This is a genomic window from Sphingopyxis sp. L1A2A (genome assembly GCF_005502465.1).
Classification (GTDB): Bacteria; Pseudomonadota; Alphaproteobacteria; order Sphingomonadales; family Sphingomonadaceae; genus Sphingopyxis.
In genome coordinates, this window is the sequence record NZ_SCOT01000004.1 from 164,253 (window position 1) to 187,500 (window position 23,248).

Annotated in this window: 24 protein-coding genes (1 of these 24 running past the window's edge); 11 read left to right on the forward strand and 13 right to left on the reverse strand. The window is 64.6% G+C overall.

Features of this window, described 5'->3' with window-relative positions; all coding sequences use genetic code 11:
- Positions 1–30: 30 nt before the first annotated feature.
- The gene (locus tag FFS68_RS04540) at positions 31–1,167 is read left to right on the forward strand and encodes a beta-ketoacyl-ACP synthase III (protein WP_137752018.1); all 1,137 of its coding nucleotides are present in this window, start codon (positions 31–33) and stop codon (positions 1,165–1,167) included.
- Between the two features lie 24 nt (positions 1,168–1,191).
- On the opposite strand, the gene FFS68_RS04545 is transcribed toward FFS68_RS04540, so the two are convergent.
- The 5 genes from FFS68_RS04545 to hisB all read right to left on the reverse strand — a co-directional run bounded on the left by FFS68_RS04545 (position 1,192) and on the right by hisB (position 5,341).
- The gene (locus tag FFS68_RS04545; protein WP_137752019.1) at positions 1,192–2,280 is read right to left on the reverse strand and encodes an ionic transporter y4hA; all 1,089 of its coding nucleotides are present in this window, start codon (positions 2,278–2,280) and stop codon (positions 1,192–1,194) included.
- A gap of 240 nt (positions 2,281–2,520) precedes the next feature.
- A complete protein-coding gene (hisF, locus tag FFS68_RS04550; RefSeq protein ID WP_137752020.1) occupies positions 2,521–3,285 on the reverse strand; it encodes an imidazole glycerol phosphate synthase subunit HisF in 765 nt (254 codons plus the stop codon).
- 118 nt (positions 3,286–3,403) lie between these two features.
- The gene (gene hisA, locus FFS68_RS04555) at positions 3,404–4,126 is read right to left on the reverse strand and encodes a 1-(5-phosphoribosyl)-5-[(5-phosphoribosylamino)methylideneamino]imidazole-4-carboxamide isomerase (protein ID WP_137752059.1); all 723 of its coding nucleotides are present in this window, start codon (positions 4,124–4,126) and stop codon (positions 3,404–3,406) included.
- Positions 4,127–4,134: 8 nt separating this feature from the next.
- A complete protein-coding gene (hisH, locus tag FFS68_RS04560) occupies positions 4,135–4,743 on the reverse strand; it encodes an imidazole glycerol phosphate synthase subunit HisH (protein WP_137752021.1) in 609 nt (202 codons plus the stop codon).
- A gap of 10 nt (positions 4,744–4,753) precedes the next feature.
- A complete protein-coding gene (gene hisB, locus FFS68_RS04565; RefSeq protein WP_137752022.1) occupies positions 4,754–5,341 on the reverse strand; it encodes an imidazoleglycerol-phosphate dehydratase HisB in 588 nt (195 codons plus the stop codon).
- Positions 5,342–5,450: 109 nt separating this feature from the next.
- Between hisB and FFS68_RS04570 the strand changes: the two genes are divergently transcribed.
- The 5 genes from FFS68_RS04570 (at position 5,451) to FFS68_RS04590 (ending at position 9,955) form a co-directional block, all read left to right on the forward strand.
- Positions 5,451–5,933, forward strand: coding sequence for a ClpXP protease specificity-enhancing factor SspB (locus FFS68_RS04570; protein ID WP_137752023.1), 483 nt, complete (start codon positions 5,451–5,453; stop codon positions 5,931–5,933).
- A 267-nt stretch (positions 5,934–6,200) separates the two neighbouring features.
- A complete protein-coding gene (locus FFS68_RS04575; RefSeq protein WP_137752024.1) occupies positions 6,201–6,512 on the forward strand; it encodes a hypothetical protein in 312 nt (103 codons plus the stop codon).
- Positions 6,509–7,924 (forward strand): class II fumarate hydratase, encoded by a 1,416-nt coding sequence (gene fumC / locus FFS68_RS04580; RefSeq protein WP_137752025.1) that lies wholly within the window; start codon positions 6,509–6,511, stop codon positions 7,922–7,924. Before FFS68_RS04575 ends, fumC begins: the two co-directional genes overlap by 4 nt.
- A 23-nt stretch (positions 7,925–7,947) precedes the next feature.
- On the forward strand, positions 7,948–8,313 hold the full coding sequence (locus FFS68_RS04585) for a hypothetical protein (RefSeq protein ID WP_249340012.1): 366 nt from the start codon (positions 7,948–7,950) through the stop codon (positions 8,311–8,313).
- Positions 8,314–8,386: 73 nt separating this feature from the next.
- Positions 8,387–9,955, forward strand: a complete 1,569-nt coding sequence (locus FFS68_RS04590) for a serine hydrolase domain-containing protein (RefSeq protein ID WP_171003739.1) — start codon at positions 8,387–8,389, stop codon at positions 9,953–9,955.
- Here FFS68_RS04590 and FFS68_RS04595 read toward each other — a convergent pair.
- Positions 9,930–10,493, reverse strand: a complete 564-nt coding sequence (locus FFS68_RS04595) for a DUF2585 domain-containing protein (protein WP_137752028.1) — start codon at positions 10,491–10,493, stop codon at positions 9,930–9,932. The two genes, FFS68_RS04590 and FFS68_RS04595, sit on opposite strands and share 26 nt — an antisense overlap.
- 170 nt (positions 10,494–10,663) lie before the next feature.
- Between FFS68_RS04595 and gmk the strand changes: the two genes are divergently transcribed.
- On the forward strand, positions 10,664–11,326 hold the full coding sequence (gene gmk / locus FFS68_RS04600) for a guanylate kinase (RefSeq protein ID WP_137752029.1): 663 nt from the start codon (positions 10,664–10,666) through the stop codon (positions 11,324–11,326).
- Positions 11,327–11,522: 196 nt separating this feature from the next.
- Here the strand turns inward: gmk and FFS68_RS04605 are convergent, their stop codons facing one another.
- The 4 genes from FFS68_RS04605 to FFS68_RS04620 all read right to left on the reverse strand — a co-directional run bounded on the left by FFS68_RS04605 (position 11,523) and on the right by FFS68_RS04620 (position 15,383).
- On the reverse strand, positions 11,523–11,960 hold the full coding sequence (locus FFS68_RS04605) for an acyl-CoA thioesterase (RefSeq protein WP_137752030.1): 438 nt from the start codon (positions 11,958–11,960) through the stop codon (positions 11,523–11,525).
- Position 11,961: 1 nt separating this feature from the next.
- A complete protein-coding gene (locus FFS68_RS04610) occupies positions 11,962–12,744 on the reverse strand; it encodes an SDR family NAD(P)-dependent oxidoreductase (RefSeq protein ID WP_137752031.1) in 783 nt (260 codons plus the stop codon).
- A gap of 121 nt (positions 12,745–12,865) precedes the next feature.
- Complete coding sequence (locus FFS68_RS04615; RefSeq protein ID WP_137752032.1) at positions 12,866–14,035, reverse strand: acetyl-CoA C-acetyltransferase; 1,170 nt, start codon at positions 14,033–14,035, stop codon at positions 12,866–12,868.
- A gap of 193 nt (positions 14,036–14,228) precedes the next feature.
- Entirely contained in the window at positions 14,229–15,383 is a 1,155-nt protein-coding gene (locus FFS68_RS04620) for an acyl-CoA dehydrogenase family protein (protein WP_137752033.1), read from the reverse strand.
- Between the two features lie 326 nt (positions 15,384–15,709).
- Between FFS68_RS04620 and FFS68_RS04625 the strand changes: the two genes are divergently transcribed.
- From FFS68_RS04625 to FFS68_RS04640, 4 genes are all read left to right on the forward strand, one after another.
- A complete protein-coding gene (locus tag FFS68_RS04625) occupies positions 15,710–16,579 on the forward strand; it encodes an SMP-30/gluconolactonase/LRE family protein (RefSeq protein WP_137752034.1) in 870 nt (289 codons plus the stop codon).
- 240 nt (positions 16,580–16,819) lie between these two features.
- Positions 16,820–18,931 (forward strand): M3 family metallopeptidase, encoded by a 2,112-nt coding sequence (locus FFS68_RS04630; protein ID WP_349290367.1) that lies wholly within the window; start codon positions 16,820–16,822, stop codon positions 18,929–18,931.
- A gap of 296 nt (positions 18,932–19,227) precedes the next feature.
- On the forward strand, positions 19,228–19,881 hold the full coding sequence (locus FFS68_RS04635) for a YqaA family protein (protein ID WP_137752060.1): 654 nt from the start codon (positions 19,228–19,230) through the stop codon (positions 19,879–19,881).
- Positions 19,882–19,954: 73 nt separating this feature from the next.
- On the forward strand, positions 19,955–21,208 hold the full coding sequence (locus tag FFS68_RS04640) for an FAD-binding oxidoreductase (RefSeq protein WP_137752036.1): 1,254 nt from the start codon (positions 19,955–19,957) through the stop codon (positions 21,206–21,208).
- Positions 21,209–21,354: 146 nt separating this feature from the next.
- Here the strand turns inward: FFS68_RS04640 and FFS68_RS04645 are convergent, their stop codons facing one another.
- The 3 genes from FFS68_RS04645 to FFS68_RS04655 form a co-directional block, all read right to left on the reverse strand.
- Positions 21,355–21,900, reverse strand: a complete 546-nt coding sequence (locus tag FFS68_RS04645; RefSeq protein ID WP_137752037.1) for a VOC family protein — start codon at positions 21,898–21,900, stop codon at positions 21,355–21,357.
- Positions 21,897–22,985: a 4-hydroxyphenylpyruvate dioxygenase gene (hppD, locus tag FFS68_RS04650; RefSeq protein ID WP_137752038.1), complete on the reverse strand. Its 1,089-nt coding sequence runs from the start codon at positions 22,983–22,985 to the stop codon at positions 21,897–21,899. Before hppD ends, FFS68_RS04645 begins: the two co-directional genes overlap by 4 nt.
- Before the next feature lie 223 nt (positions 22,986–23,208).
- A protein-coding gene (locus FFS68_RS04655) for an ABC-F family ATP-binding cassette domain-containing protein (RefSeq protein WP_137752039.1) crosses the window boundary here: on the reverse strand, positions 23,209–23,248 show its 3' end. The gene runs 1,829 nt beyond the window's last position; the window shows 40 of its 1,869 coding nt (coding positions 1,830–1,869); the start codon falls outside the window, past its right edge; it ends in the stop codon at positions 23,209–23,211.

Below are 23,248 nucleotides of genomic sequence, written 5' to 3' on the forward strand. Positions count from 1 at the left end.
TTGAAACCATAAGACACTTGCAGGACCATCATGTCGCACACACCGCAGCCGGTCATTTCCGCCACCGGCCTTTTCACCCCCGCCGAACGCATCGCCAACGAAGAACTTGTCGCCAGTTTTAACCAGTATGTTGCGCTGCACAATAGGGAAAATGCGGATGCGATCGCGGCGGGCGAAATCACCGAACTGACTGAGTCCAGTGTCGAATTTATCGAAAAGGCGAGCGGCATCGGATCGCGTTTCGTCGTCGACAAGGCGGGCATCCTCGACCCCGCACATATGGCGCCGCGGCTGCCCGAACGCAGCAATGACGAACTGTCGATCCTGGCCGAAATCGGCGTCGCCGCGGCGAAGGATGCGCTCGCGCGCGCCGGGCGCGACGCAGGCCAGGTCGATGCCGTGCTCTGCGCCGCGTCGAACATGCAGCGCGCCTATCCGGCGATGGCGGTCGAGATTCAGGACGCGCTGGGCATCGACGGCTTTGGCTTTGACATGAATGTCGCCTGCTCGTCGGCGACGTTCGGGATCCAGACCGCGGCCGACTATATTCGCGCGGGACATGCGAAAAGCGTGCTTGTCGTGAACCCAGAGATTTGTTCGGGGCATCTGAACTGGCGCGACCGCGACAGCCATTTCATCTTTGGCGACGTCGCGACCGCGATCCTGGTCGAGGACAAAGCGATCGCCCCGGCGGGGCATTGGGACATCCTCGGCACCAAGCTCAAGACGGTCTTTTCGAACAATATCCGCAACAATTTCGGCTTCCTCAACCGCGCCCATGGCGGCATCGAGCAGGACGGGCCGAACAGCGACAAATTGTTCGTCCAGGAAGGCCGCAAGGTGTTCAAGGAGGTCGTGCCGATGGTCGCCAACATGATCGTCGAGCAGATGGACGTGCTGGGGCTTGAAGGCGCGGACATGCGCCGCCTGTGGCTGCACCAGGCCAACACCAATATGAACCGCCTGATCGCGCAGCGGGTTTTGGGCCATGAAGCGAGCGAAGACGAAAGCCCGACGGTGCTCGACACCTATGGCAATACGTCGAGCGCCGGGTCGATCATCGCCTTTCACCTGAACCATGAAGACATGGTCGCGGGCGACACCGGGCTGATCTGTTCATTCGGGGCGGGCTATTCGGCGGGAACGGTGTTTGTGCGGAAAACCTGACCGTCGCTTGCGACGGCCAACCCGCTACGGCACGAAGGTCGTGAACAGGTAAATCGCGAACAGCATCAGGTGAATTACCCCCTGCAGCACCGTCGTCCGCCCGTTGGCCAGCGTCTGCGACGCGACGATCAGCGACAGGAACAGCAGCACCGTCGATTTGGCGTCGAGGCCCAGGCTGATCGGCATAGCGGTGATGATCGACAGCATCGCAACCGCCGGGATGGTGAGGCCAATCGTTGCCAGCGCCGATCCCAGCGCCAGATTGAGGCTGGTCTGAAGCCGGTCGGCCTTCGCCGCGCGCACCGCCGCCAGTCCTTCGGGCGCGAGGATCAAGGCCGCGATCAGAACCCCGAGCACCGCGGGCGGCGCGCCCCAGTCAGCGAGCAGCGCGCCCATCACCGGCGACAGGTTTTTGGCGAGCAGCACCACCGCAACCAGGCTGGCGAGGAGCAGCGCGCCCGAGATGGCGGTGCGCTGGATGGTCGGGGGTTCGGCATGGGCGTCGGGCACGCCGTCGCCGTCGGCATCGCCGTCGGGAAGGAAATAGTCGCGGTGGCGAACCGTCTGTACCAGCGCGAAGGTGCCGTAGAGGATCAGCGAAACGACCGCGACAAAGCCGAGCTGGACCGGCGTATAGTAGGAGCCGGGGGCGCTCGACGTAAAATTGGGCAAAACCAGCGTCACCACGGTGAGCACGGTCAGCGTCGCGAGCGCGGCGCCCATGCCGGTGCGCTGGAAACGCTGTTCATGATGCCGGATCGCCCCGCTGAGCAGGCAGAGACCCAACAAGAGGTTCACAATCACCATCACCGCCGCGAACACCGTATCGCGGGCCAGCGTCTGCGCCTTTTCGGGTTCGGCCTGCATCAGGGTGAGGATCAACCCGACCTCGATCACCGTCACCGCGAGCGCCAGGATCAGCGTGCCGAACGGCTCGCCGACGCGGTGCGCGATGACCTCGGCATGATGGACCGCCGCGACCACCGCGCCCATCAGGATGAAGGCGACGAGCCAGGCATTGACCGGCATCGCCAGGCTGGCGAGCGCCGCGACAAAGCCGAACACCGGAAAAATGTCGTTGGTGCGGTCGGCGAGGCGCAGCTTTGCGGTCATCAGGCTTCTATCGCAGCCGGGTACTCGCCTGACCACCCCCAACCGCCAGAAAGCCAGAATGCCTACCCCTTGATGGGGGAGGCAGCGAGACTTGCCAGCTTGCTGGCTAGTCGCAGCGGTGGGGGTGCGGTGTCGGCTTGATGCGGCGATGCCGTGACGCGCCATCACCCCCATCCCACTGCGCCTAGCGCCTGAAGGCGCAAGGCTGCGTATCCTTCCCCCATCGAGGGGGAAGGGGTGTCAGTGCGACCGCACGGGCAATCCGGCCGCGGCGAGCCGCACATGGGCATCGGCGATCGTCGCTTCGCCGAAGTGGAAGATGCTGGCGGCGAGGACCGCGCTCGCCCCGCCCTCGACCACCCCCGCGACCAGATGGTCGAGATTGCCGACCCCGCCGCTCGCGATCACTGGCACGCTGACCGCATCGGCGATCGCACGGGTGAGCGCGAGGTCATAACCGTCGCGGGTGCCGTCGCGGTCCATGCTGGTGACGAGCAATTCGCCCGCGCCCAGGGTGGCGAGCCGAACGGCATGTTCCAGCGCATCGATCCCGGTGGGTGTCCGCCCGCCATGGGTGAAGATTTCCCACCGGCCGTCTGCGACGCGACGTGCATCGATACTACCCACCGCGCACTGGCTGCCGAAGCGGTCGGCGATGTCGGCGACGAGTTCGGGACGCGCGACCGCGGCGCTGTTCACCGCGACCTTGTCGGCGCCTGCGAGCAGCAGCGCGCGCGCGTCGTCGGCGCTGCGCACGCCGCCGCCGACGGTCAGCGGCATGAAGCAGACCTCGGCGGTGCGGCTGACCATGTCGAGCAAGGTGCCGCGCCCCTGATGGCTGGCGCTGATGTCGAGGAAGCACAGCTCGTCGGCGCCCGCGGCGTCATAGGCGCGCGCCGCCTCGACCGGGTCGCCGGCATCGCGCAGATCGACGAAATTGACCCCCTTGACGACGCGGCCGTCGGCGACGTCGAGGCAGGGGATGACGCGGACGCGGACGGTCATGCGGACACCCTTTCCTGTTCCCCGGCGAACGCCGGGGCCCAGGGCGTAATCACGCAACGCAGGTTTTGTGGCGCTCTGGGCCCCGGCTTTCGCCGGGGAGCAGGATGGAGATTGCTCATCACCGCCCCGCTGCAATCGCTTCAGCCAAGTCCAGGCGGCCGTCGTAGAGCGCGCGTCCGGTGATCACGCCTTCGATACCGTCGGCGACATGCGGACGCAGCGCGTGGATGTCGCCCAAGTCAGCGACCCCGCCCGACGCGATCACCGGAAGTGCGACCGACCGCGCCAAGGCAACCGTCGCCTCGACATTGCAGCCCTTGAGCAGCCCGTCGCGGCCGACGTCGGTGAACAGCAAAGCTGCAACCCCGGCATCCTCGAACCGCCGCGCGAGATCCTCGACCCGCACGTCGGACACGTCGGCCCAACCTTCGGTCGCAACCATGCCGTCGCGAGCATCGACCCCGACGATGATGCGCCCGGGCAGGTCGCGCGCCGCCGACTTGACGAATTCCGGGTCTTTCAGCGCCGCGGTGCCGATGATCACGCGCTCCACGCCGAGCGCGAGCCAGCGGTCGACGCCTTCCCGATTACGGATGCCGCCGCCGACCTGCACCCGGCCCGGAAAGGCGGCGATGATGCTTTCGACCGCGGCGCCGTTGACGCTTTCGCCCGCAAAGGCGCCGTCGAGATCGACGACGTGGAGGTGGCTCGCGCCGGCGGCGGCGAACAGCCGCGCCTGCGCCGCCGGATCATCGCCATAGACGGTCGCGCGCGCCATATCGCCTTCGGCCAGCCGCACGACCTGCCCACCCTTGAGGTCGATCGCCGGGAAGATGGTCAGGCCAGAATCTACGGGCGCCACTTCAAAAACCTTTCAAGCGTCGCGAGGCCGTAGGCCTGGCTTTTTTCGGGATGATATTGGACGCCGACGATATTGTCCCGCGCCACCGCGGCGGTGAACGTCGCGCCGTGGGTGCTGGTCGCCGCGACATCGGCGGCATCGGCGAAATGATAACCGTGGAGATAATAGGCCTCGCCCGCCGCGATCACCGGATGCCGCAAAGTCGGCACGACGTCGTTCCAGCCCATGTGCGGGATGCGCAGCCCCGGCGCGGGGGCAAAGGCGCGAACGGTGCCGCCGATCCAGCCAAGGCCCTTGTGCGTGCCATGCTCCTCGCCCGCGTCGGCGAGCAATTGCATGCCGACGCAGATGCCGAGGAACGGCGCGCCATCGCCCCGCACGCGGCGCTCCATCGCTTCAATCAATCCGTCGATGGCGGACAGCCCGTTCATGCACGCGGCAAAAGCGCCGACGCCCGGCAGCACGATGCGGTCGGCTTTGGCGACAATATCGGGGTCGGCGGTGACCACCACGCCATCGGCACCCGCCGCGACGAGCGCATTATGCACCGAGCGAAGATTGCCCGCGCCATAGTCGATCAGGGCAATGGCGGTCATTGGCTAGTCCTTAGAGGACCCCCTTGGTCGAGGGAATCGCATCGCCCTTGCGCGGGTCGATTTCCACCGCTTGGCGCAGCGCGCGCGCCAGCGCCTTGTACATGCTTTCGGCAATATGGTGGTTGTTCTCGCCGTACAGCGTCTCGATGTGCAGCGTGATGCCCGCGGTCTGGGCAAAGCTGTGGAACCAGTGCGGGAACATTTCGGTGTCCATCTCGCCCAGCCGCGGCTGCGAAAAGCCGGATTTGTAAACGCAGTGCGGGCGCCCCGAAATGTCGAGCACGCAGCGCGTCAGCGTTTCGTCCATCGGCGCATGCGCTTCGCCATAGCGCGCGATGCCGCGCTTGTCGCCGAGCGCCTTCGCCACCGCTTCGCCGAGCGCGAGCGCGCTATCCTCGACCGTATGGTGCTGGTCGATGTGAAGGTCGCCCTTCACCGTCATCGTGATGTCGATCAGCGAATGGCGCGACAATTGCTCGACCATATGATCGAGAAAACCGATGCCGGTGGACACCGAATAGTCGCCCGTTCCGTCAAGATTGACGGCGATCGCGATGTCGGTTTCCTTGGTCGTGCGCTGGACAGTTGCGGTTCGCATGGTCTGCCCCATAGCAGCCACTTTTCGCCATGCAAGGCGACTCTACCCGCCTCGATCCCCCCTTGACCCCCCTTGACCAGCGCGCCGCGGCCGTTCATCCCCCTGCCCCATGAGTGACGAAGTCCGCGACAGCCTGATTCCCTATGACGAAATCGTGCAGGACGCCCTGCGCGCCGTGGTCGGCCGTGTGCTGCGCCAGGTCGAAGGCTATGACAGCCTGCCCGGCGAGCATCATTTCTATATCACGTTCAAGACGCAGGCCGCCGGGGTCAACATTCCGGCGCATCTGATCGCCAAATTTCCCGATGAAATGACGATCGTGCTGCAGAACCGCTTTTGGGATCTGAAGGTCGCCGCCGATCATTTCAGCGTCGGGCTGTCGTTCAACCAGACGCCCTCGATCCTGACCATCCCCTATGCCGCGATCACCGCCTTCGTCGATCCGTCGGTCGATTTCGGGCTGCAGTTCCAGGTCAGCGACGACGATGCCGCCCAGCCCGAACCGCATGACGAGGCCGACAACGACCGCCCCGAGACGATCAGCGATGACGGGTCCAACGTCGTGACGGTGGATTTCGGCAAGCGGAAATAAGGGGCCAGACTCCGCCCGTAACGCCTTCGAGGTTTGAGGCGATTTGGTTCAGGGCGAGGAAGCGAGGCGCAGGCATATGAATATATTCCAAGGCTCGCTGACGCGGCCATGGACAAAATCGGTCAAATCCCGAAGGGACGCCGAAATGGCTTCGATCTCGGGTTTGTGTGGTCTTGCGGTTAGAACCACTAGCCGCTGCGGCCACACAAACCCGATATCTTCGCCATTTCGACGCCTCGAAGGCGTTACGGGCGGAGTCTGGCCCTGATGGCGCCGCCATGGCCCCCCAGCCGGTTCTGGCAATATTGGGCACTCGCGGGGATGCTGGTCCTGACCGCCGCCTTTTGGTGGAGCGTCGAGGGTTATAGCCTGTTCGAGGAAGCCACCTCGCGCGGCCAGATCGCCGACGGATTGCTGCGTTTCAGCCTGATGATCCTCACCCCCGCGCTCGTCCTGGTCTGGCTGATCGCCGCCTGGCTGCGCCGCCGGGTCGGCGAAACCGGATATTGGCAGTTGCTCGGTCTGGTCGCGATGATCTGGACGGGTTCGGTGCTGGTGACGCGGATGCTGGTAGGATGAGCGGAACGCGGACCGAGACCGACAGCATCGGCGCGATCGAGGTTCCGGCCGACGCCTATTGGGGCGCCCAGACCGAGCGCAGCCGCCACAATTTCGCCTTTCCGGCACATGAGCGCATGCCGCTGCCGATCGTCCATGGCCTGGCGCGAATCAAGGCCGCAGCGGCGCGGGTCAACCGCGCGCATGGGCTCGACGCCGGACTGGCCGATGCCATCGCCGCCGCCGCCGATGCCGTCGCGGCCGGGCAATATGACGATCAGTTCCCGCTCGCCATCTGGCAGACGGGCAGCGGCACCCAGTCGAACATGAACGCCAACGAGGTGATTGCGGGGATCGCTAACGAGGCGCTCGCCGGAACCCGCGGCGGCAAGGCGCCGGTCCACCCCAACGACCATGTCAACATGGGCCAGTCGTCGAACGACAGTTTCCCGACCGCAATCCATGTCGCGGTGGCGGTCGAAACCACGGCAAGGCTGCTGCCCGCGCTGATCACGCTGACCGATGCGCTGGCGGCAAAAGTCGCAGCGTGGGCCGACATCGTCAAGATCGGCCGCACCCATTTGCAGGACGCGACGCCGCTGACGCTGGGGCAGGAGTTTTCGGGCTATGCCCAGCAGCTCATCGCGTGCCGCGCGCGGATCGAGGGCGCGCTGGCGCATAATATCAACAAGCTGGCCCAAGGCGGCACCGCGGTCGGCACCGGACTCAACGCGCCGGCGGGATTCGACGTCGCGATGGCAGCCGAGCTCAGCCGCACGACCGGGATCGCCTTTGAACCGGCGCGCAATAAGTTCGAGGCGCTGGGCTCAAACGACGGGCTCGTGTTTTTCTCGGGCGCACTGAACACGCTCGCGGTCGCGCTGACCAAAATCGCCAATGACATCCGGCTACTCGGATCGGGGCCGCGCGCCGGGCTGGGCGAGCTCGACCTGCCCGCCAACGAGCCCGGCAGCTCGATCATGCCGGGCAAGGTCAATCCGACCCAGTGCGAGATGCTGACGATGGTCGCGGGCCAAGTGATCGGCAACCATCAGGCGGTAACCGTCGGCGGGATGCAGGGGCATCTTGAACTCAATGTTTTCAAGCCGCTGATCGGCGCCAATGTGCTGCGCTCGATCGAGCTGCTGAGCATCGGCATGGCGGGGTTTACCCAGCATTGCGTCACCGGCCTTGAACCCAATCGTGCCCGCATCGACGAGCTGATGAACCGCTCGCTGATGCTCGTCACGGCGCTTGCGCCCGAAATCGGTTATGACCGGGCGGCAAAGATCGCCAAGCACGCGCACGAAACAGGAACCACGCTGAAGGACGCGGCGCTGGCGCTCAGCTATGTCGATGCCGCGACGTTTGACCGGCTGGTCGATCCGCGGACGATGCTGGGGCCGGAACCCAACCCCCCGTCCGCGGATTGATACGGGCAGAAGGAGACATGGGCATGATTGGCAGGATCGTTGGCGGTGTGCTGGGCAGCGCAATCGGCAAGCAAAAGGGCAATCACCCCGTCGCGGGCGCCGTGATCGGCGCGGGCGCGCTGTTCGCGGCACGGCGGCTGTTTCCGCAGCGCTATGCCGCCATGGCGGCGTGGGCGGCGGCGGGCTATCTGACCAAGAAATGGGCCGAACGCGCCGAAGCGCGCCAAGCCGCGGAAAAGGCGCATGCGATCGATCCGCAGCTGGCGCAGGCGGGCGTGGTCGATAGCTATGCCGGTACCGCAGACCTTGCCCCCGACGGCCAGACGATGGGCGATGCATTGCCACCCGCGATCCCGCTCGACGATCAGCGGCCGACCGCCCTCCACTGACGATGAACCGGTACCTTGCCATCGTCACCGCCGACTGTATTGCGTAGGCAACACACGGACGGGGAAGTCACAGATGGTACGGAATGAATGGGTTTGGGCGGTGCTGGCCAGCATCGCGGTCGGCAGCGCCTGTCCGGTCGCCGCGCAGACTGGCGACGCTGGACCGGTCGTAGCCGCCCCCGGTCCAGCGACGCAGGATCAGGCTTTCGCCGCCGACTTCGAGCGCTTCCTTGATCAGGCGATGGCCCGCTTCCCCTCCATGCCCGCAATTTCGGTCGCGATTGTCCATCGCGGCGTTCCGGTGTTCGTCAAAACCAAGGGCCGCGCGGACATCGAAGCGGGCATCGCTGCGACCCCCGACACGCCCTTCTATATCGCTTCTTCGACAAAAAGCTTTGTTGGTACCGCCTTTGCCCTGCTCGACGCGCGCGGGACGATCGACCTCGACTGGACGATGCGTGAACTGGCGCCCGACGTCGTTTTCGCGCCGCAGATTGCCGCCGACAAAATCACGCTGCGCGACCTGCTCGCGCACCGCCACGGCCTCGTGGGTGACGCGATGGCATTCCGGCTCGCCTATAGCGGCGATTACGACGCGGCGACGCTGTCGCGGCTGCTGGCGCAGATCAAAGCCGATCCCGAAACCCCGTTCGGAACCTTCCGCTATGGCAATATCGGGTACAATATCGCCGCGCTGCTGATCGAGCGGCGCACCGGGAGACGCTGGCAGGATATTGTGCAGAACGAACTGCTCGCGCCGCTCGCAATGACCGAAACGCTGACCGAAGGGCTCGCCCACCGCAGCGGACCGCCGGTTGCGGCACCCTATCGCAGCGCCGAGCGCCTGTATCTGGTCAAGGACGACCGTACGATGCACGCAGCGGGTGGCATGTACGCCAGCGCCAACGATATGGCGCGCTGGCTGGCGCTGCAGCTTGCGGACGAAGGCGAACTGGCGCAGGCCGCCGCGGCGGCGCGCGCGCCGGTGGCGACGCTCGATGCCAGTTTCGGACCGTTCCGCCGGACCGGCTATGGACTGGGATGGTATTCGGGCGCTTACGAAGACACGACGCTTTATCACGCCTTCGGTTCGTTCGTCGGCGCGCGCGCGCATGTTTCGGTGCTGCCCGCTGCGGGGCTGGGGGTTGCAGTGGCGACGAATGACGAAGGCGCGGGGTTTCGGATCGTCGATCTCGCCGCGCTTTATGCCTATGACTGGTATCGGCACGGCGCCGCGCACGCCGATACCAAAGCGGCCGAGCAGATGGACGCATTTGCGGGTCAATGGGCGAAACAGGTCGAAAAGGTCGCGGCGCAGCGCGCCGAACGCGCCGCGCGTGTGTCGCAACTGACGTTGCCGCCCGCCGCCTATGCGGGATATTATTGCAACGCCGATTTCGGCACGATCAGCGTCACGCCGCAGGGGGCGCAACTCGATTTGGCGATGGGGCGCCTGCACGCCCGCAGCGAACCGGGCCCGGCGCCCGACACGGTGCGTGCCGAGCTTATCCCGGGGCAAGGCGAAGAATATCGCTTTATCGTCACGGGCGGCGTCGCGACGGCGATCGATGCATTCGGCAGCCGGTTCGCCCCCTGCATCGATAGCGCGCAGCAAGCTATTCCCCCGACTGCCATTCCTTGATCGCCTCGATGGGCGAGACCAGCATCAGCACGTTGAGCGTCAGATTGTCGCGGATCGTCCACAGGGTGAACAATTCAAACACAATGGCGATGGCGACGGTGATCCACCAGCGCATCCGGCTCGCGGCCAGAAAACCCGCGATCATGAACAGCGCGTCGCTGACCGAATTGAGGATCGAATCGCCGCTGTAGCCGAACGCCATCGTCACCTCGCGATAGCGATCGATGATGATCGGCGAATTTTCGAGGATTTCCCACGCCGCTTCGATTCCGATCGCCAGCGCCAGGGCGACCCACAAGGGCTGCCGCGGCAGCAACCAGCGGCCAAGACCGTAGAAGATGAAGCCGTGGATGATGTGGCTGAAACTGTACCAGTCCGAAATCTGCTGGCTGTTCTGGTTCGACTGGACGGTGCCGTGCCACAGGCTGATCGTGCCGCACGGGCAGATCGGCGGGCGGCCCATCGCGAACAGGATGGCGGTGAACACCGTCAGCAGCGCCGCGGCGACCAGCCAACCCTTGCGCGAAATTCCTGCCATGCCCTGCCCCCTCTTTAAGTTCCACTGACGTGGAACGCCGCACCGGCCCGCTCCCCCACCCGACCTCCCAAACCAGTTTACCCTGTGGGAGGTCGGGTGGGGGAGCGGGCCGGTGCGGCATATCAACATACGACGCTTGACCGCTGGCGCGGCTTTCGCGAATAGCGGCCATGGCTGAAAGCGTCCACCTCAACCGCCGCGGCGTGTTGTTCGCCCTGTCCTCGCCGTCGGGCGCCGGAAAAACCACGATCTCGAAAAAGATGCTGGCGAGCGATCCCGACATCGCGCTGTCGATTTCGGCGACGACGCGGCCGATGCGTCCCGGCGAGCAGGACGGCGTCGATTATCATTTCGTCGATGTCGAAACCTTCAAACAGATGGCCGCCGACGATGAGTTCCTCGAATGGGCGCATGTCTTTGGCCACCGTTACGGCACCCCGCGCGCGCGGGTCGACGAGCTGCTCGACGCGGGCAAGGATGTGCTGTTCGACATCGACTGGCAGGGGGCGCAGCAATTGTATCAGGAGGCTGGCCCCGACGTCGTGCGCGTCTTTGTCCTGCCGCCGACGATGGACGAGCTCGAACGCCGGCTGCGCGCGCGCAAGACCGACAGCGACGAAGTGATCGCCGCGCGCATGGCGCGCGCCGCGAACGAGATCAGCCACTGGGACGGCTATGATTATGTACTGATCAACGATCAGGTCGACGAATGTTATGGCGAAGTGATGGCAATCCTGCGCGCCGAGCGATTGAAGCGCCGGCGCCAGATCGGGCTGATCGGCTTTGCCCGCGACCTGATCCGGTCGGTGCCTGAGGCGGATACGTCGCTCTAAAACGCCATCGCCCAATCTCCTCCCCCTCGATGGGGGAGGCAGCGAGACTTACGAACTTGTTCGTTAGTCGCAGCGGTGGGGGTGAGCTCGCGGCCTGACCCCGCGGTGCAATGACGCACCATCACCCTCATCCAACTCCGCCTAACCCGCTTCGCGGGCAAGGCTGCGTATCCTTCTCCCATCGAGGGAGAAGGAGTCAAACCGGCGTCACTAGATTCGCCATCAACTCCGCCACCATCTCCGCGCGCAGCGGTTTCGCCTGATTGTCGGTACGGCACACCACCACCGTGTCGCAGGTCGCGATCGCACGGCCGCCCTGGAACATCGCCTGGACGATCGTCCAGCTGGAGCTACCGAGGCGGCCGATGCCGGTCGCGATCTGGACCGGATCGGGAAAATTGCCCTCGGCCAGATAGTTGATCTCGACCGCGGCGACCATCGTGCGCTCATTGGCGGGGCGCTCGCCGAGCGGGCGCACTTGGCGGTTGAGCAGCACGCGACCACTCTCGAATAAGGCGGCAAAGGCCACATTGTTGAGGTGGCCGTTGATGTCCATGTCCTGAAACCGCGTCTGAAATTCAGTGCAGACGGGGTAGCTGGCGGCGTCGAGCCGCCAGCTTTCCGGTTTGGGCATATCAGCGCGGGCCCATGCGGATGCCGCCGTCGAGCCGGACGTCCTCGCCGTTGAAATAGCCATTCTCGATCATGCACATCGCCAGATTGGCATATTCGTCGGGGCTGCCGAGGCGCTTCGGATTGAGCACCGAGGCGCCCAGCGCATCGCGGACATTCTGCGGCGCGCCGGCGAGCAGCGGGGTGTCGAAAATGCCGGGCAGGATCGTGTTGACGCGGATCTTTTCGCTGCCCAGGTCGCGCGCGATCGGCAGGGTCATGCCGACGACGCCGCCCTTCGACGCCGAATAGGCCGCCTGGCCGATCTGGCCGTCCTCGGCCGCGACCGACGCGGTGTTGACGATCGCGCCGCGGTCACCGTCGTCCTGCGGGTCGAGCGTCATCATGCCCGCCGCCGATTTGGCGATGCAGCGGAAGGTGCCGACAAGGTTGATCTGGATGATCCAGTTGAACGCATCGAGCGGGAAATGCTTGATGCTGCCGTCTTCCTTGCTGCGGCTCGCGGTCTTGATCGCATTGCCGGTGCCGGCGCAGTTGACGAGGATGCGTTCCTGCCCATGCGCGGCGCGCGCCTTGGCGAAACCGGCATCGACGCTGGCGTCGTCGGTGACGTTCACTTCGCAAAAGATGCCGCCGAGCTCGGCGGCGATCGCGAGGCCTTTTTCTTCCTGCAGGTCGAAGATCGCGACCTTGACGCCCTTGGCCGCGAGCGCCCGCGCGGTGGCGGCGCCGAGGCCGGAGGCGCCGCCGGTGACGACGGCGGCGACGGTGGAATCGAGTTTCATGGGGTTTCCTTTCCAAAAAATAGATGTGCGTTCCGGCGAAAGCCGGAACCCAGGGCGTCAGAACGCAGCGTCGGCGCCACATCGCCCTGGGCTCCTGCGTTCGCAGGAGCACGAAGCGAGTTTACAGCCGTTCGATGATCGTGACGTTGGCCTGACCGCCGCCTTCGCACATCGTCTGCAGCCCATATTTGCCGCCGGTCGCGTCGAGCACCCCGAGCAGCGTCGCCATCAGCTTGGTGCCGCTGGCACCGAGCGGATGGCCGAGCGCGATCGCGCCGCCGTGCTGGTTGAGCCGCGCATGATCGGCGCCAAGATATTTGAGCCACGCGAGCGGCACCGGCGCGAACGCCTCGTTGACCTCATAAGCGTCGATGTCCGCGATCTTCATCCCCGCGCGCTTCAGCGCCTTTTCGGTCGCGAACAGCGGCTCCTCCAGCATGATCACCGGGTCGCCCGCGGTCACCGACACATGATGGATGCGCGCACGCGGGGTCAGGCCATGATCTTTCAGCGCCTGTTCCGAAACGATCAGCGCTGCCGAGGCGCCGTCGCAAATCTGGCTCGACGAGGCGGCGGTGATCGTGCCGCCTTCCTGAAGCAGCTTGACCCCGGCGATCCCTTCCAGCGTCGCATCGAAGCGGATGCCTTCGTCGACCAGATGGGTCTGGCGGCCGTCGGGGGTGTCGATGTCGAGGCCGACGATCTCGCGCTGGAAATACCCCGCCTCGGTCGCCGCTTTGGCACGGCGATGACTTTCAAACGCATAGGCGTCGAGGTCGTCCTTGGTGAAGCCATGCTTTTTGACGATCATTTCGGCGCCCATGAACTGGCTGAACATGATGCCGGGATATTTTTCCTCGAGCCGCTCGGATTTATAATGGCCGAGCCCTTCCTTGATGAACAAGGTCGCGACGCTGCCCATCGGGACCCGCGTCATGCTTTCGATACCGCTGGCGAGGACGATGTCCTGCGTTCCCGACATCACCGCCTGCGCTGCGAACATCATCGCCTGCTGCGACGAACCGCACTGGCGGTCGATCGTCACCGCGGGGATCGAATCGGGCAGGTTCGACGCGAGCACCGCGTTGCGGCCGAGGTCCATCGTCTGCTGCCCGCCCTGCGACACGCAGCCGGTGATGACGTCGTCGATCTTCGAGGTGTCGAAATCATTGCGGTCGGCGATCGCGTCGAACACTGCGGCGCCAAGATCGACGGGGTGGATGCCGGCGAGTTTGCCGCCGCGCTTGCCGCCGGCGGTGCGGACGGCGTCAACGATATAGGCATGGGCCATGGGAGAATTCCTTTCACCTTCTTCCCTCTCCCCTTGCGGGAGAGGGATGTGGAGACTTGGCAGCTTGCTGCCTAGTCGGAGCTGGCAGAGGGGTCGCGCTTCAGCGCCAACGTAAGAACCCCTCTCAAGACTTGCTAGGCGACAAGTCGCCAAGCCAAGTCTTTCTCTCCCGCAAGGGGAGAGAGTTTTTCCGTCAGAGCTTCCGCCCGATCAGTTCCTTCATAATCTCGTTCGTGCCGCCAAATATCCGCGTCACGCGCGCGGCGCGCCAGGCGCGGGCGATCGGATATTCGTTCATATAACCCGCCCCGCCGTGCAGTTGGAGGCATTTGTCCATCACTTCCCATTGCAGGTCGGTGTGCCACAGCTTCGCCGCGGCGCCTTCTTCGGGGGTCAGTTCCTTTTTCAGATGCCGCGCCAGCGCCCAGTCGAGATGCGCCCACCCGACCTGCAATTTCGCCTTGAGGTCGGCGAGGACGAAGCGGCTGTTCTGGAAATCGAGGATCGGCTTGCCGAACGCCTTGCGCTCGCGGGTAAACTCGACCGTATCGTCGAACGCGCGCTGCGATGATGCCTGCGCCGACACCGCGATCGACAATCTCTCTTGGGGAAGCTCGCTCATCAGATAGATGAACCCCTGCCCCTCTTCGCCCAGACAGTTGGTGATCGGGACGCGGACGTCGTTGAAGAACATTTCCGACGTATCGGCCTCGTCCTGCCCGATCTTGTCAAGGTTGCGGCCGCGCTGATACCCCTCGCGGTCGGCCTCGACGAGGACGATCGACACGCCCTTCCACGCCGGTTGCACCTCGGTGTCGGTCTTGACGCAGACGAGGATCAGGTCGGCGTTCTGGCCGTTGGTGATATAGGTTTTCGATCCGTTGATGACATAATGATTGCCATCCTTTTTCGCGGTCGTGCGCATCCCCTGCAGGTCGGAGCCGGTGCCGGGTTCGGTCATCGCAATCGCGGTGATCACCTCGCCCGCGACCATTTTGGGCAGCCAGTGCTTCTTCTGCTCTTCGCTGCCATATTTGACGATATAATTGGTGACGATGTCCGACTGGAGCGAAAAGCCGGTGGTGGCGCGGCCGTAATAGGCGCTCTCTTCATCGACGATCGCGTTGTAACCGAAGTCGAGGCCCAGCCCGCCATACTCCTCGGGAACCGTCGGGCACAACATGCCGAGTTCGCCCGCCTTGGGCCAGATCGACTTGGGGACGATCTTGTCCTCGGCCCATTGCGCGGCGTTCGGCGCGACTTCCTTTTCCAGGAACTGGCGGACGGTGGCGCGGAACGCCTCATGATCGTCGGTATAGGCAGAGCGCGACAGATTATCGAGCGACATGGCTTTCCTTTCCCTTGCGGCAGCCGAACGCAGGCGGGGAGTCGGCCGCATCTTTTCGGTCGCCAAGAGACCTTACGTTTACGTGCACGTCAAGTAGAAATGCCGCTACGGCATGAACTCTTTGCTCACCCGCCCAACTTTCCTCGTCATCCCGGACTTGATCCGGGATCCATGCGGCGCTGACGAGCGGGCAGCGCGCGACCTCATGGACCCCGGATCAAGTCTGGGGCGACGTAAGGTGGGGCGCACCTCATCACTTGCGATCCAACGACGAATAGGTTTGCAGCCGCTGGGCAGCGACCGCTGCGCGCGCTACGACACCCGCCATGGTTCAACTTCTCCTCGACGCTGGCGCGCTGCTCGGCGAATCGCCGCGCTGGAGCGTGCCCGAACAGCGGCTGTACTGGGTCGATATCGAAGGACAGACGATCCACCGCACCGACCCGGCGACCGGAACCGACGAGGTCATGCAATTGGACCAGCAGGTCGGCTGCGTCGCGCCGCGCGCGGTTGGCGGGTTGGTTGCGGCGCTAGAGGACGGCTGCGCGCTGATCGACAGCTGGGGTGCCGCGCCGCGGGCCTTTGGCCCGGCGGCGCTGGCGGACAAGCCCGAGCAGCGGTTCAACGACGGCTGCGTCGATGCGCACGGCCGGTTGTGGGTCGGCAGTTTGACGAGCGACAAGGCGCACCCGATCGCGACGCTTTACCGGCTCGATCCCGACGGTTCGCTCACCGAAGTTTTCGGCGGCCTCACGACCAGCAACGGCGCAGCGTTCAGCCCCGATGGGCGGACCTTTTACCATGCCGATACCCCGACGCATGCGATCCGTGCTTTCGACGTCGATCCGGCGACGGGTAGTCTCGGCGAGGGCCGGGTCTTTCATCAGTTTCCGCATGGCAACGGCCGCCCCGACGGCGCCGCGGTCGATGCCGAGGGCTGTTACTGGTCGGCGCTGTGGGACGGGTGGCGCGTCGTGCGCCTGTCGCCCGCAGGCGAGCTGCTGCAGACGGTCGAGCTGCCGGTGCAGCGCCCGACGATGATCGCATTCGGCGGCGCCGACATGCAGACCGCGTTCGTCACCAGCGCGGGCAAAAATTTGACCGACGAGGAGCGCTTGGGCCAGCCGCACGCGGGCGGGGTGTTTGCGTTTCGGGTCGATGTGCCGGGGTTGGTTCAGCCGATCTTTGCGGGATAACCCGATCCTCCCTGTCGCGCAGCGATGGGGAGGATATCGTAGCCCATTCGGTTCGTCCCCCGAACCTTGCACCACGCCGCAATCTCGGGTTAAGGCTCGGTCCAGCATGGTTTCGCCCGAAACCTTTTCCTCCGGGGAGATATATTGATGCCGCGCACCGCGCACCCTTTTGCCCGTCGCCTGTCGCTTTTGCTCGCATCCACCGCGCTGCTCGCGGGTTGCACCAATATGGATAGACCAATGACCGCCACCGCTCCGCCTGCCCCTGCTGCGACCGCGCCCGCCGCGGCGCCGACCAGCGCCAACCCGATGCTGGCGGAATGGACCGGCCCCTATGAAGGGGTGCCGCCGTGGGACAAGATGGACCCCGAACTGTTCCCCGATGCCTTTACCAAGGGCATGGCCGAGACGCGGGCGCAGGTGCAGGCGGTGATCGACAATCCGGCGCCGCCGACGTTCGAGAACACCCATGTCCCGATGATGCTGGCGGGCGACACGATGGAGCGCGTCTATGCGCTGTGGGGCGTGCAGACGTCGAACAAGTCGAACGACCGGGTCGAAGATATCGACGCCGAATGGAGCCCCAAGCTCACCACTTTCTACACCGAGCTGTTCCTCGAGCCGCAACTGTTCGCGCGGTACAAGGCGGTGTACGACGCGCGCCAGACGAGCGGGCTGAACGCCCAGCAGATCCGCATTGTCGAGCGCAGCTATGACGAGATGGTGCGCGACGGCGCCAATCTGTCGCCGGCCGACAAGACCAAGCTGGTGGCGATGAATTCAAAGCTGGAAGGGCTGTTCTCGGCCTTTTCGTCGAAGCTGCTCGGCGACGAGAAGCTCTACACCTTTGTCACCGACAAGGCCGAACTGGCGGGGCTCGATACGGGCTTTGTCGCCTCGCTCGCCGCCGCCGCCGAAGCCAATGGCAAGCCCGGCCAGTGGGCGATCAAGAACACCCGCTCGTCGGCGCAGCCGGTGATGCAGAACGCCACCAACCGCGCGCTGCGCGAGAAGGTCTATAAGGCGTTCGTCAGCCGCGGCGACAATGGCGATGCCAATGACACCAACGCCACGATCGCCGAAATTCTGGCGCTGCGCCAGCAGCGCGCCGAACTGCTCGGCTTTCCCAACCACGCGACGTACCGCATGGCCGACACGATGGCGAAGACCCCCGCCAATGCGATGGGGCTGATGATGAAGGTGTGGCCCGCCGCGGTGGCGCGGGTGAAGGAAGAGGTCGCCGACATGCAGGCGATCGCCGACGCCGATGCCAAGGTCGGCAAGGGTCCGAAAATCACCATCGAGCCGTGGGATTATCGTTTTTATTCGGAAAAGGTCCGCAAGGCGAAATACGACCTCGATGAAAGCGAGGTGAAGCCTTACCTGCAGCTGGACAAGCTGGTCGACGGCATGTTCTGGTCCGCCGGGAAGCTCTATGACTTGGGGTTCCGCGAAAACACCGGCACGATCCCGGTGTTCGACCCCAAGGTGCGGACGTTCGAGGTCTATAACCTCAAGACGAACGAGAATGTCGGCGTCTTCTACCTCGACAATTTCGCGCGCGACGGCAAACGCTCGGGCGCGTGGATGACGACCTATCGCAGCCAGCAGACGCTGGGCGGCGAGCGCAATGTGCTGGCATCGAACAACAATAATTTCACCGAAGCCGCGAAGGGCGAGCCGACGCTGATCAGCCTCGACGATGCGACGACGCTGTTCCACGAATTCGGCCATGGCATCCACTATCTGCTCCAGCACATCAACTATCCGGCGCTCGCCGGGGTGCCGCGCGACTTTGTCGAATATCCGAGCCAGGTGAACGAAAATTGGCTGATGACCCCCGAAGTGCTGTCGAAATTCGCGACGCATTACAAGACGGGGGCGCCGATGCCGCAGGCGCTGCTCGACAAGATCGACGCGTCGGGCAAGTTCAATCAGGGCTTTGAAACCGTCGAATATTTGTCGAGCGCGATCGTCGACATGAAGCTGCACGACCGCAAGGTGCCGCCGACCGACGTCGACAAGTTCGAGCGCGAAACGCTGGCCGAAATGGGCATGCCGCGCGAGATCGTCATGCGCCACCGCCTGCCGCAGTTCAGCCATCTGTTTTCGAGCGACGCCTATTCGGCGGGCTATTACAGCTATTTATGGTCGGAAACGATGGATGCCGACACCTGGGCGGCGTTCACCGAAGCGGGTGGCCCGTGGGACCGCACGGTCGCCGACCGCTTCCGCACCATATTGCTGATGACCGGCAACGAGACCGACCGCGCCGAAGCGTATCGCGCCTTCCGCGGCCGCGATCCCGATGTGTCGGCGCTGCTGAAAAAGCGCGGTTTTCCGACCGAATAGAGCGAACAATACCGGGGAGGCAAAGGGGGTCTTTACGGCCCCCTTTGTTTGTCCGGCGAGCACTGCTTTTATCGTAACCCGCGCTATGTCCGGGATGACGAAGGTCTGAATTCGACCGGCAGACGACATTCGATTCCCCATCACTTGGTCATTCCCGCGAAGGCCGGGATGACGATATAGGAGACTGGCGTAGCGTGTCTCGACTTCGCCCGACACGAACGGCATAGGGGAGCGAGGGTCGCAATGGCGGCGTGACAACAAGGACCAGCATGACCGCCATCCCCCGCAACAAATCGCTGATCCAGAACATGTACAACTGGACGATGGAAAAATCGGCGCATCCGCACGCCGAATATTGGCTGGCGCTGGTGTCGTTCGTCGAGGCGAGCTTTTTCCCTATCCCGCCGCACCCGATGCTGGGGCTGATGTGCCTCGCCAATCCGCAAAAGGCGGTGCGCTATGCACTCATCTGCACCCTCGCGTCGGTCGCGGGGGGGGTGTTCGGCTATGGGATTGGCTTTTTCCTCTATGAAAGCGTCGGGCTGTGGCTGCTCGGCGCGCTCGGGCTGACCGATGCGTTTCCGCCCGCCGCCTGTTACCTGCGCGACTATGGCGCCGAGATCATCCTGATCAAGGGCGCGACGCCGATCCCGTTCAAGCTGCTGACGATCACCGCGGGATTCATCCAGATGAATTTCTGGACCTTCCTGTGGGCCAGCATGGCAAGCCGCGCCTTTTCGTTCATGCTCGTCGGCATTTTGTTCAAATTGTTCGGGGCGCCGATCAAGGCGTTCATCGACAAATATCTGGTGTGGGTCACCGGCGCGTTCGTCGTCGCGGTGGTCGCCGGGTTCCTCGCGATCGGGGCGCTGTCGGGCAACGGCGAGGCGAAAGAAGCCGATAAATGCAGCGGTGCGACGCTGGAAAGCATCGGGCTCGACCGGAAATAGCAGCGCGCCGTGCAACCACGAGCAAGCCTGTGAATTAGGTGCGTGTCGCCTCGGCCGCGGCTCGGAGCATCGCATGACAAAGACCCCCGCGGGCGCGAACCAGGCGTCGGTCACTCACCACCGCGATCTGCGCACCGGCCAGTCGATCTGGTCGGCGCGGCGGCGCCCGACCGTTCCGACCCAGCCGCTGACCCGCGACATCAGCTGCGATGTCGTGATTATCGGCGCCGGGATTTCCGGCGCGCTGATCGCCGAGTCGCTGTCGGAAGCGGGCTTAAAGGTCGTCGTTGTCGATCGCCGTGGCCCGCTCGATGGATCGACCGCGGCCTCGACCGCAATGCTGCAATATGAGATCGACACCCCGCTGTCGCTGCTATCCGAGCAGATCGGCCGCGATCGCGCCGAGCGACTGTGGCGCCGGTCGCGCCAGTCGGTCGATGCGCTGCGCGAGCGGACCGAGCGGCTGGGGCTGAGGGTCGATGCCGCGACGCGCGGGTCCATCTATCTGCACGGCAATGTGCTCGACGCCGAGGGTCTGGCGCGCGAGGCCGAAGCGCGGCGGCGCGCAGGGTTCGAAATCGAGCTGCTAAAACCCGCAGCGGTGCTCGATCGCTATGGCATCAAGGGGCGGCACGCGATCATCGGCTTCGGCAATTATTCGGCCGATCCCCGCCAGCTCGCGGCAGGCTATCTGAACGTCGCGGTCGGGCGCGGGGCGCGGGTGTATAGCCCGGTCGACATTTGCGATGTCACGCCCGGCGAGAGCGGCGTGACGCTGCAGAGCGCCGATGGCCGCGAAATCCGCGCGCGGTATCTGGTTGTCGCGACGGGCTATGAGATGATGAAGGGGGTGCCGCGCAAGGGGAACAAGATCATCTCGAGCTGGTCGATCGCGACCAAGGCGCAGCCGCGCGCGATCTGGCCGACCGCGGCGATGATCTGGGAGGCTGCCGACCCCTATCTCTATATCCGCACCACCCCGGCCGGCGAGGTGATCTGCGGCGGCGAGGATGAAGAGATCAGCGACGCGGACGAGCGCGACGCCAAGATCGTCACCAAGACCGCGACGCTGTCGCGCAAGCTCGGCGCGCTGCTGCCGATGATCGACGCGACGCCGGTCCATGCTTGGGCGGGCAGTTTCGGCGACAGCAAGACCGGTACCCCGACGATCGGCCGCATCCCGCGCATGCCGAACTGCTATGCCGCGATGGGCTATGGCGGCAACGGCATCACCTTTTCGATGATGGCGGCGCAGATGCTGCGCGGGCTGATCTGCGGCGACGGCGATCCCGACGCCGACCTGGTCAGCTTTTCGCGAAAGTTTTGAGCGCGGCGCGAACGAGCCACGGCTAGTGCTGCTAGCCCGCCGATCAAATATTCCGTTCGTGTCGAGCGAAGTCGAGACACGCCGCGTTTGTGCACGCCCTCCCGTATCTCGACTTCGCTCGATACGAACGGATGTGGGAGGTCGGCTTATTCGTTCGCCGCCGTGTGCAGCCAGTCGGCGTGGCGTGGCGCCTTCTTGGTCTGGCTCCATTCCTCCAGCATCAGCGGCGCGACGCGCTTGAGTTCGGCATATTGCTCGGCGGTGCCGATGTCGCACGCCAGCTCGACGCGGTGGCCATTGGGGTCGAAGAAATAGATCGACTTGAAGATGCCGTGGTGCGTCGGGCCGAGCACGTCGACGCCTTCGCTTTCCAGATGCGCCTTCGCGGCGACCAGCTCGTCGAAGCTGCCGACCTTGAACGCGAGATGCTGGACCCACGCCGGGGTATTCTCGTCGCGCCCCATGACGGGCTGGTTCGGCAGCTCGAAGAAAGCGAGGATGTTGCCGTTCCCCGCGTCGAGGAAGACATGCATGTACGGATCATATTCGCCGGTCGACGGGACATGATCCTCGGCAAAGGCAGTGGTATAGGTCATGCCGAGCATGCGCTCGTACCAACCCACCGTCTGCTTCGCGTCCTTGCAGCGGTAGGCGGCGTGGTGGACGCCGCCGAGTTTGATCGGGCTGGTCATTCGGCGGGTTCCGTGATGTTGAGCGCCCCGCGGCGGATCTGGTCCATTTCCATCGATTTGAACAGCGCGGTGAAATTGCCCTCGCCAAAGCCTTCATCCTTTTTGCGCTGGATGAATTCGAAGAAGACCGGGCCGATCACGGTCTGGCCGAAAATCTGGAGCAGCAGGCGCGGGTCGCCGTCCTCGGTCGATCCGTCGAGCAGGATGCCGCGCGACTGGAGATCCTCGACCGGTTCGCCATGGCCGGGCAGGCGATCGGCGAGCATCTCGTAATAGGTGGCCGGCGGCGCGGGGGCGAAGGGGTTGCCGAGCGCTTTGAGCTTGTCCCACGCGGCGTAGAGATCATCGCAGCTGAACGCGATATGCTGGATGCCCTCGCCATTATAGGCGCGCAGATATTCCTCGATCTGGCCGCCGCCACCGGCGCCCTCTTCGTTGAGCGGGATGCGGATCTTGCCGTCGGGGGCGGTCATCGCCTTGGACGTCAGCCCGGTATATTCGCCCTTGATGTCGAAATAGCGGATTTCGCGGAAGCCCGCGATGCGCTCATAAAACGCCGCCCAGTGCGCCATGCGGCCGCCATAGACATTGTGGGTCAGGTGATCGATCAGCTGCATCCCGGCACCGACCGGGTGGCGATCGACGCCATCCTCGTAAACGAAGTCGATGTCGTAGATCGACAGGTCGTCGCCATAACGGTCGATCAGATAGATGATCGAGCCGCCGATGCCGCGGATCGCGGGCAGCCGCAGCTCCATCGGGCCGGGGTTGACCTCGACCGGCTCGGCGCCGCGGGCGATCGCCTCGGCATAGGCCTTGGCAGCGTCGCGGACGCGCCAGCCCATGCCGCAGGCCGATGGGCCATGTTCGGCGGCGAAATAGGCCGCGGGCGATTTGGGTTCGTAATTGGCGATCAGGTTGATGCCGCCCTGGCGCCACAGCTGGACGTCCTTCGAGCGATGGTGCGCGATCTGGGTAAAGCCCATCGCGGCAAAGACGGGTTCGAGGACGCCCTTTTCGGCGGCGGAGAATTCGACGAATTCGAACCCGTCGAGGCCCAGCGGATTGTCGAACAGGTCGGTCATCATCATCATCCCATCTAGTTTCAATTGAAACTATTATGATGGATTGAGGGACGGGAGTCAATGCGGAACGCAGGCGCCACACCGCCAAGTCGGCTGGTAAAAAATGACCCGTCATTGCGAGGAGCGCAGCGACGCGCCAATCCAGAGTTGGCTCAGATCGCCCTGGATTGCTTCGCTTCGCTCGCAATGACGGGCGATGTGACGCTATCGCGCTGCGACGCGCCTACGCGCCCTCGAACGCCTCCAGCGCCTCGCCCGCGGCG

What these genes read in the sequence shown, in the direction of transcription:
- FFS68_RS04540 (WP_137752018.1), top strand. Translation starts at nt 31, where the DNA reads ATGTCGCACACACCGCAGCCGGTCATTTCCGCCACCGGCCTTTTCACC.
- FFS68_RS04545 (WP_137752019.1), bottom strand. Translation starts at nt 2,280, where the DNA reads ATGACCGCAAAGCTGCGCCTCGCCGACCGCACCAACGACATTTTTCCG.
- hisF (WP_137752020.1), bottom strand. Translation starts at nt 3,285, where the DNA reads ATGACCGTCCGCGTCCGCGTCATCCCCTGCCTCGACGTCGCCGACGGC.
- hisH (WP_137752021.1), bottom strand. Translation starts at nt 4,743, where the DNA reads ATGACCGCCATTGCCCTGATCGACTATGGCGCGGGCAATCTTCGCTCG.
- hisB (WP_137752022.1), bottom strand. Translation starts at nt 5,341, where the DNA reads ATGCGAACCGCAACTGTCCAGCGCACGACCAAGGAAACCGACATCGCG.
- FFS68_RS04570 (WP_137752023.1), top strand. Translation starts at nt 5,451, where the DNA reads ATGAGTGACGAAGTCCGCGACAGCCTGATTCCCTATGACGAAATCGTG.
- FFS68_RS04575 (WP_137752024.1), top strand. Translation starts at nt 6,201, where the DNA reads ATGGCGCCGCCATGGCCCCCCAGCCGGTTCTGGCAATATTGGGCACTC.
- fumC (WP_137752025.1), top strand. Translation starts at nt 6,509, where the DNA reads ATGAGCGGAACGCGGACCGAGACCGACAGCATCGGCGCGATCGAGGTT.
- FFS68_RS04585 (WP_249340012.1), top strand. Translation starts at nt 7,948, where the DNA reads ATGATTGGCAGGATCGTTGGCGGTGTGCTGGGCAGCGCAATCGGCAAG.
- FFS68_RS04590 (WP_171003739.1), top strand. Translation starts at nt 8,387, where the DNA reads ATGGTACGGAATGAATGGGTTTGGGCGGTGCTGGCCAGCATCGCGGTC.
- FFS68_RS04595 (WP_137752028.1), bottom strand. Translation starts at nt 10,493, where the DNA reads ATGGCAGGAATTTCGCGCAAGGGTTGGCTGGTCGCCGCGGCGCTGCTG.
- gmk (WP_137752029.1), top strand. Translation starts at nt 10,664, where the DNA reads ATGGCTGAAAGCGTCCACCTCAACCGCCGCGGCGTGTTGTTCGCCCTG.
- FFS68_RS04605 (WP_137752030.1), bottom strand. Translation starts at nt 11,960, where the DNA reads ATGCCCAAACCGGAAAGCTGGCGGCTCGACGCCGCCAGCTACCCCGTC.
- FFS68_RS04610 (WP_137752031.1), bottom strand. Translation starts at nt 12,744, where the DNA reads ATGAAACTCGATTCCACCGTCGCCGCCGTCGTCACCGGCGGCGCCTCC.
- FFS68_RS04615 (WP_137752032.1), bottom strand. Translation starts at nt 14,035, where the DNA reads ATGGCCCATGCCTATATCGTTGACGCCGTCCGCACCGCCGGCGGCAAG.
- FFS68_RS04620 (WP_137752033.1), bottom strand. Translation starts at nt 15,383, where the DNA reads ATGTCGCTCGATAATCTGTCGCGCTCTGCCTATACCGACGATCATGAG.
- FFS68_RS04625 (WP_137752034.1), top strand. Translation starts at nt 15,710, where the DNA reads ATGGTTCAACTTCTCCTCGACGCTGGCGCGCTGCTCGGCGAATCGCCG.
- FFS68_RS04630 (WP_349290367.1), top strand. Translation starts at nt 16,820, where the DNA reads ATGACCGCCACCGCTCCGCCTGCCCCTGCTGCGACCGCGCCCGCCGCG.
- FFS68_RS04640 (WP_137752036.1), top strand. Translation starts at nt 19,955, where the DNA reads ATGACAAAGACCCCCGCGGGCGCGAACCAGGCGTCGGTCACTCACCAC.
- FFS68_RS04645 (WP_137752037.1), bottom strand. Translation starts at nt 21,900, where the DNA reads ATGACCAGCCCGATCAAACTCGGCGGCGTCCACCACGCCGCCTACCGC.
- hppD (WP_137752038.1), bottom strand. Translation starts at nt 22,985, where the DNA reads ATGACCGACCTGTTCGACAATCCGCTGGGCCTCGACGGGTTCGAATTC.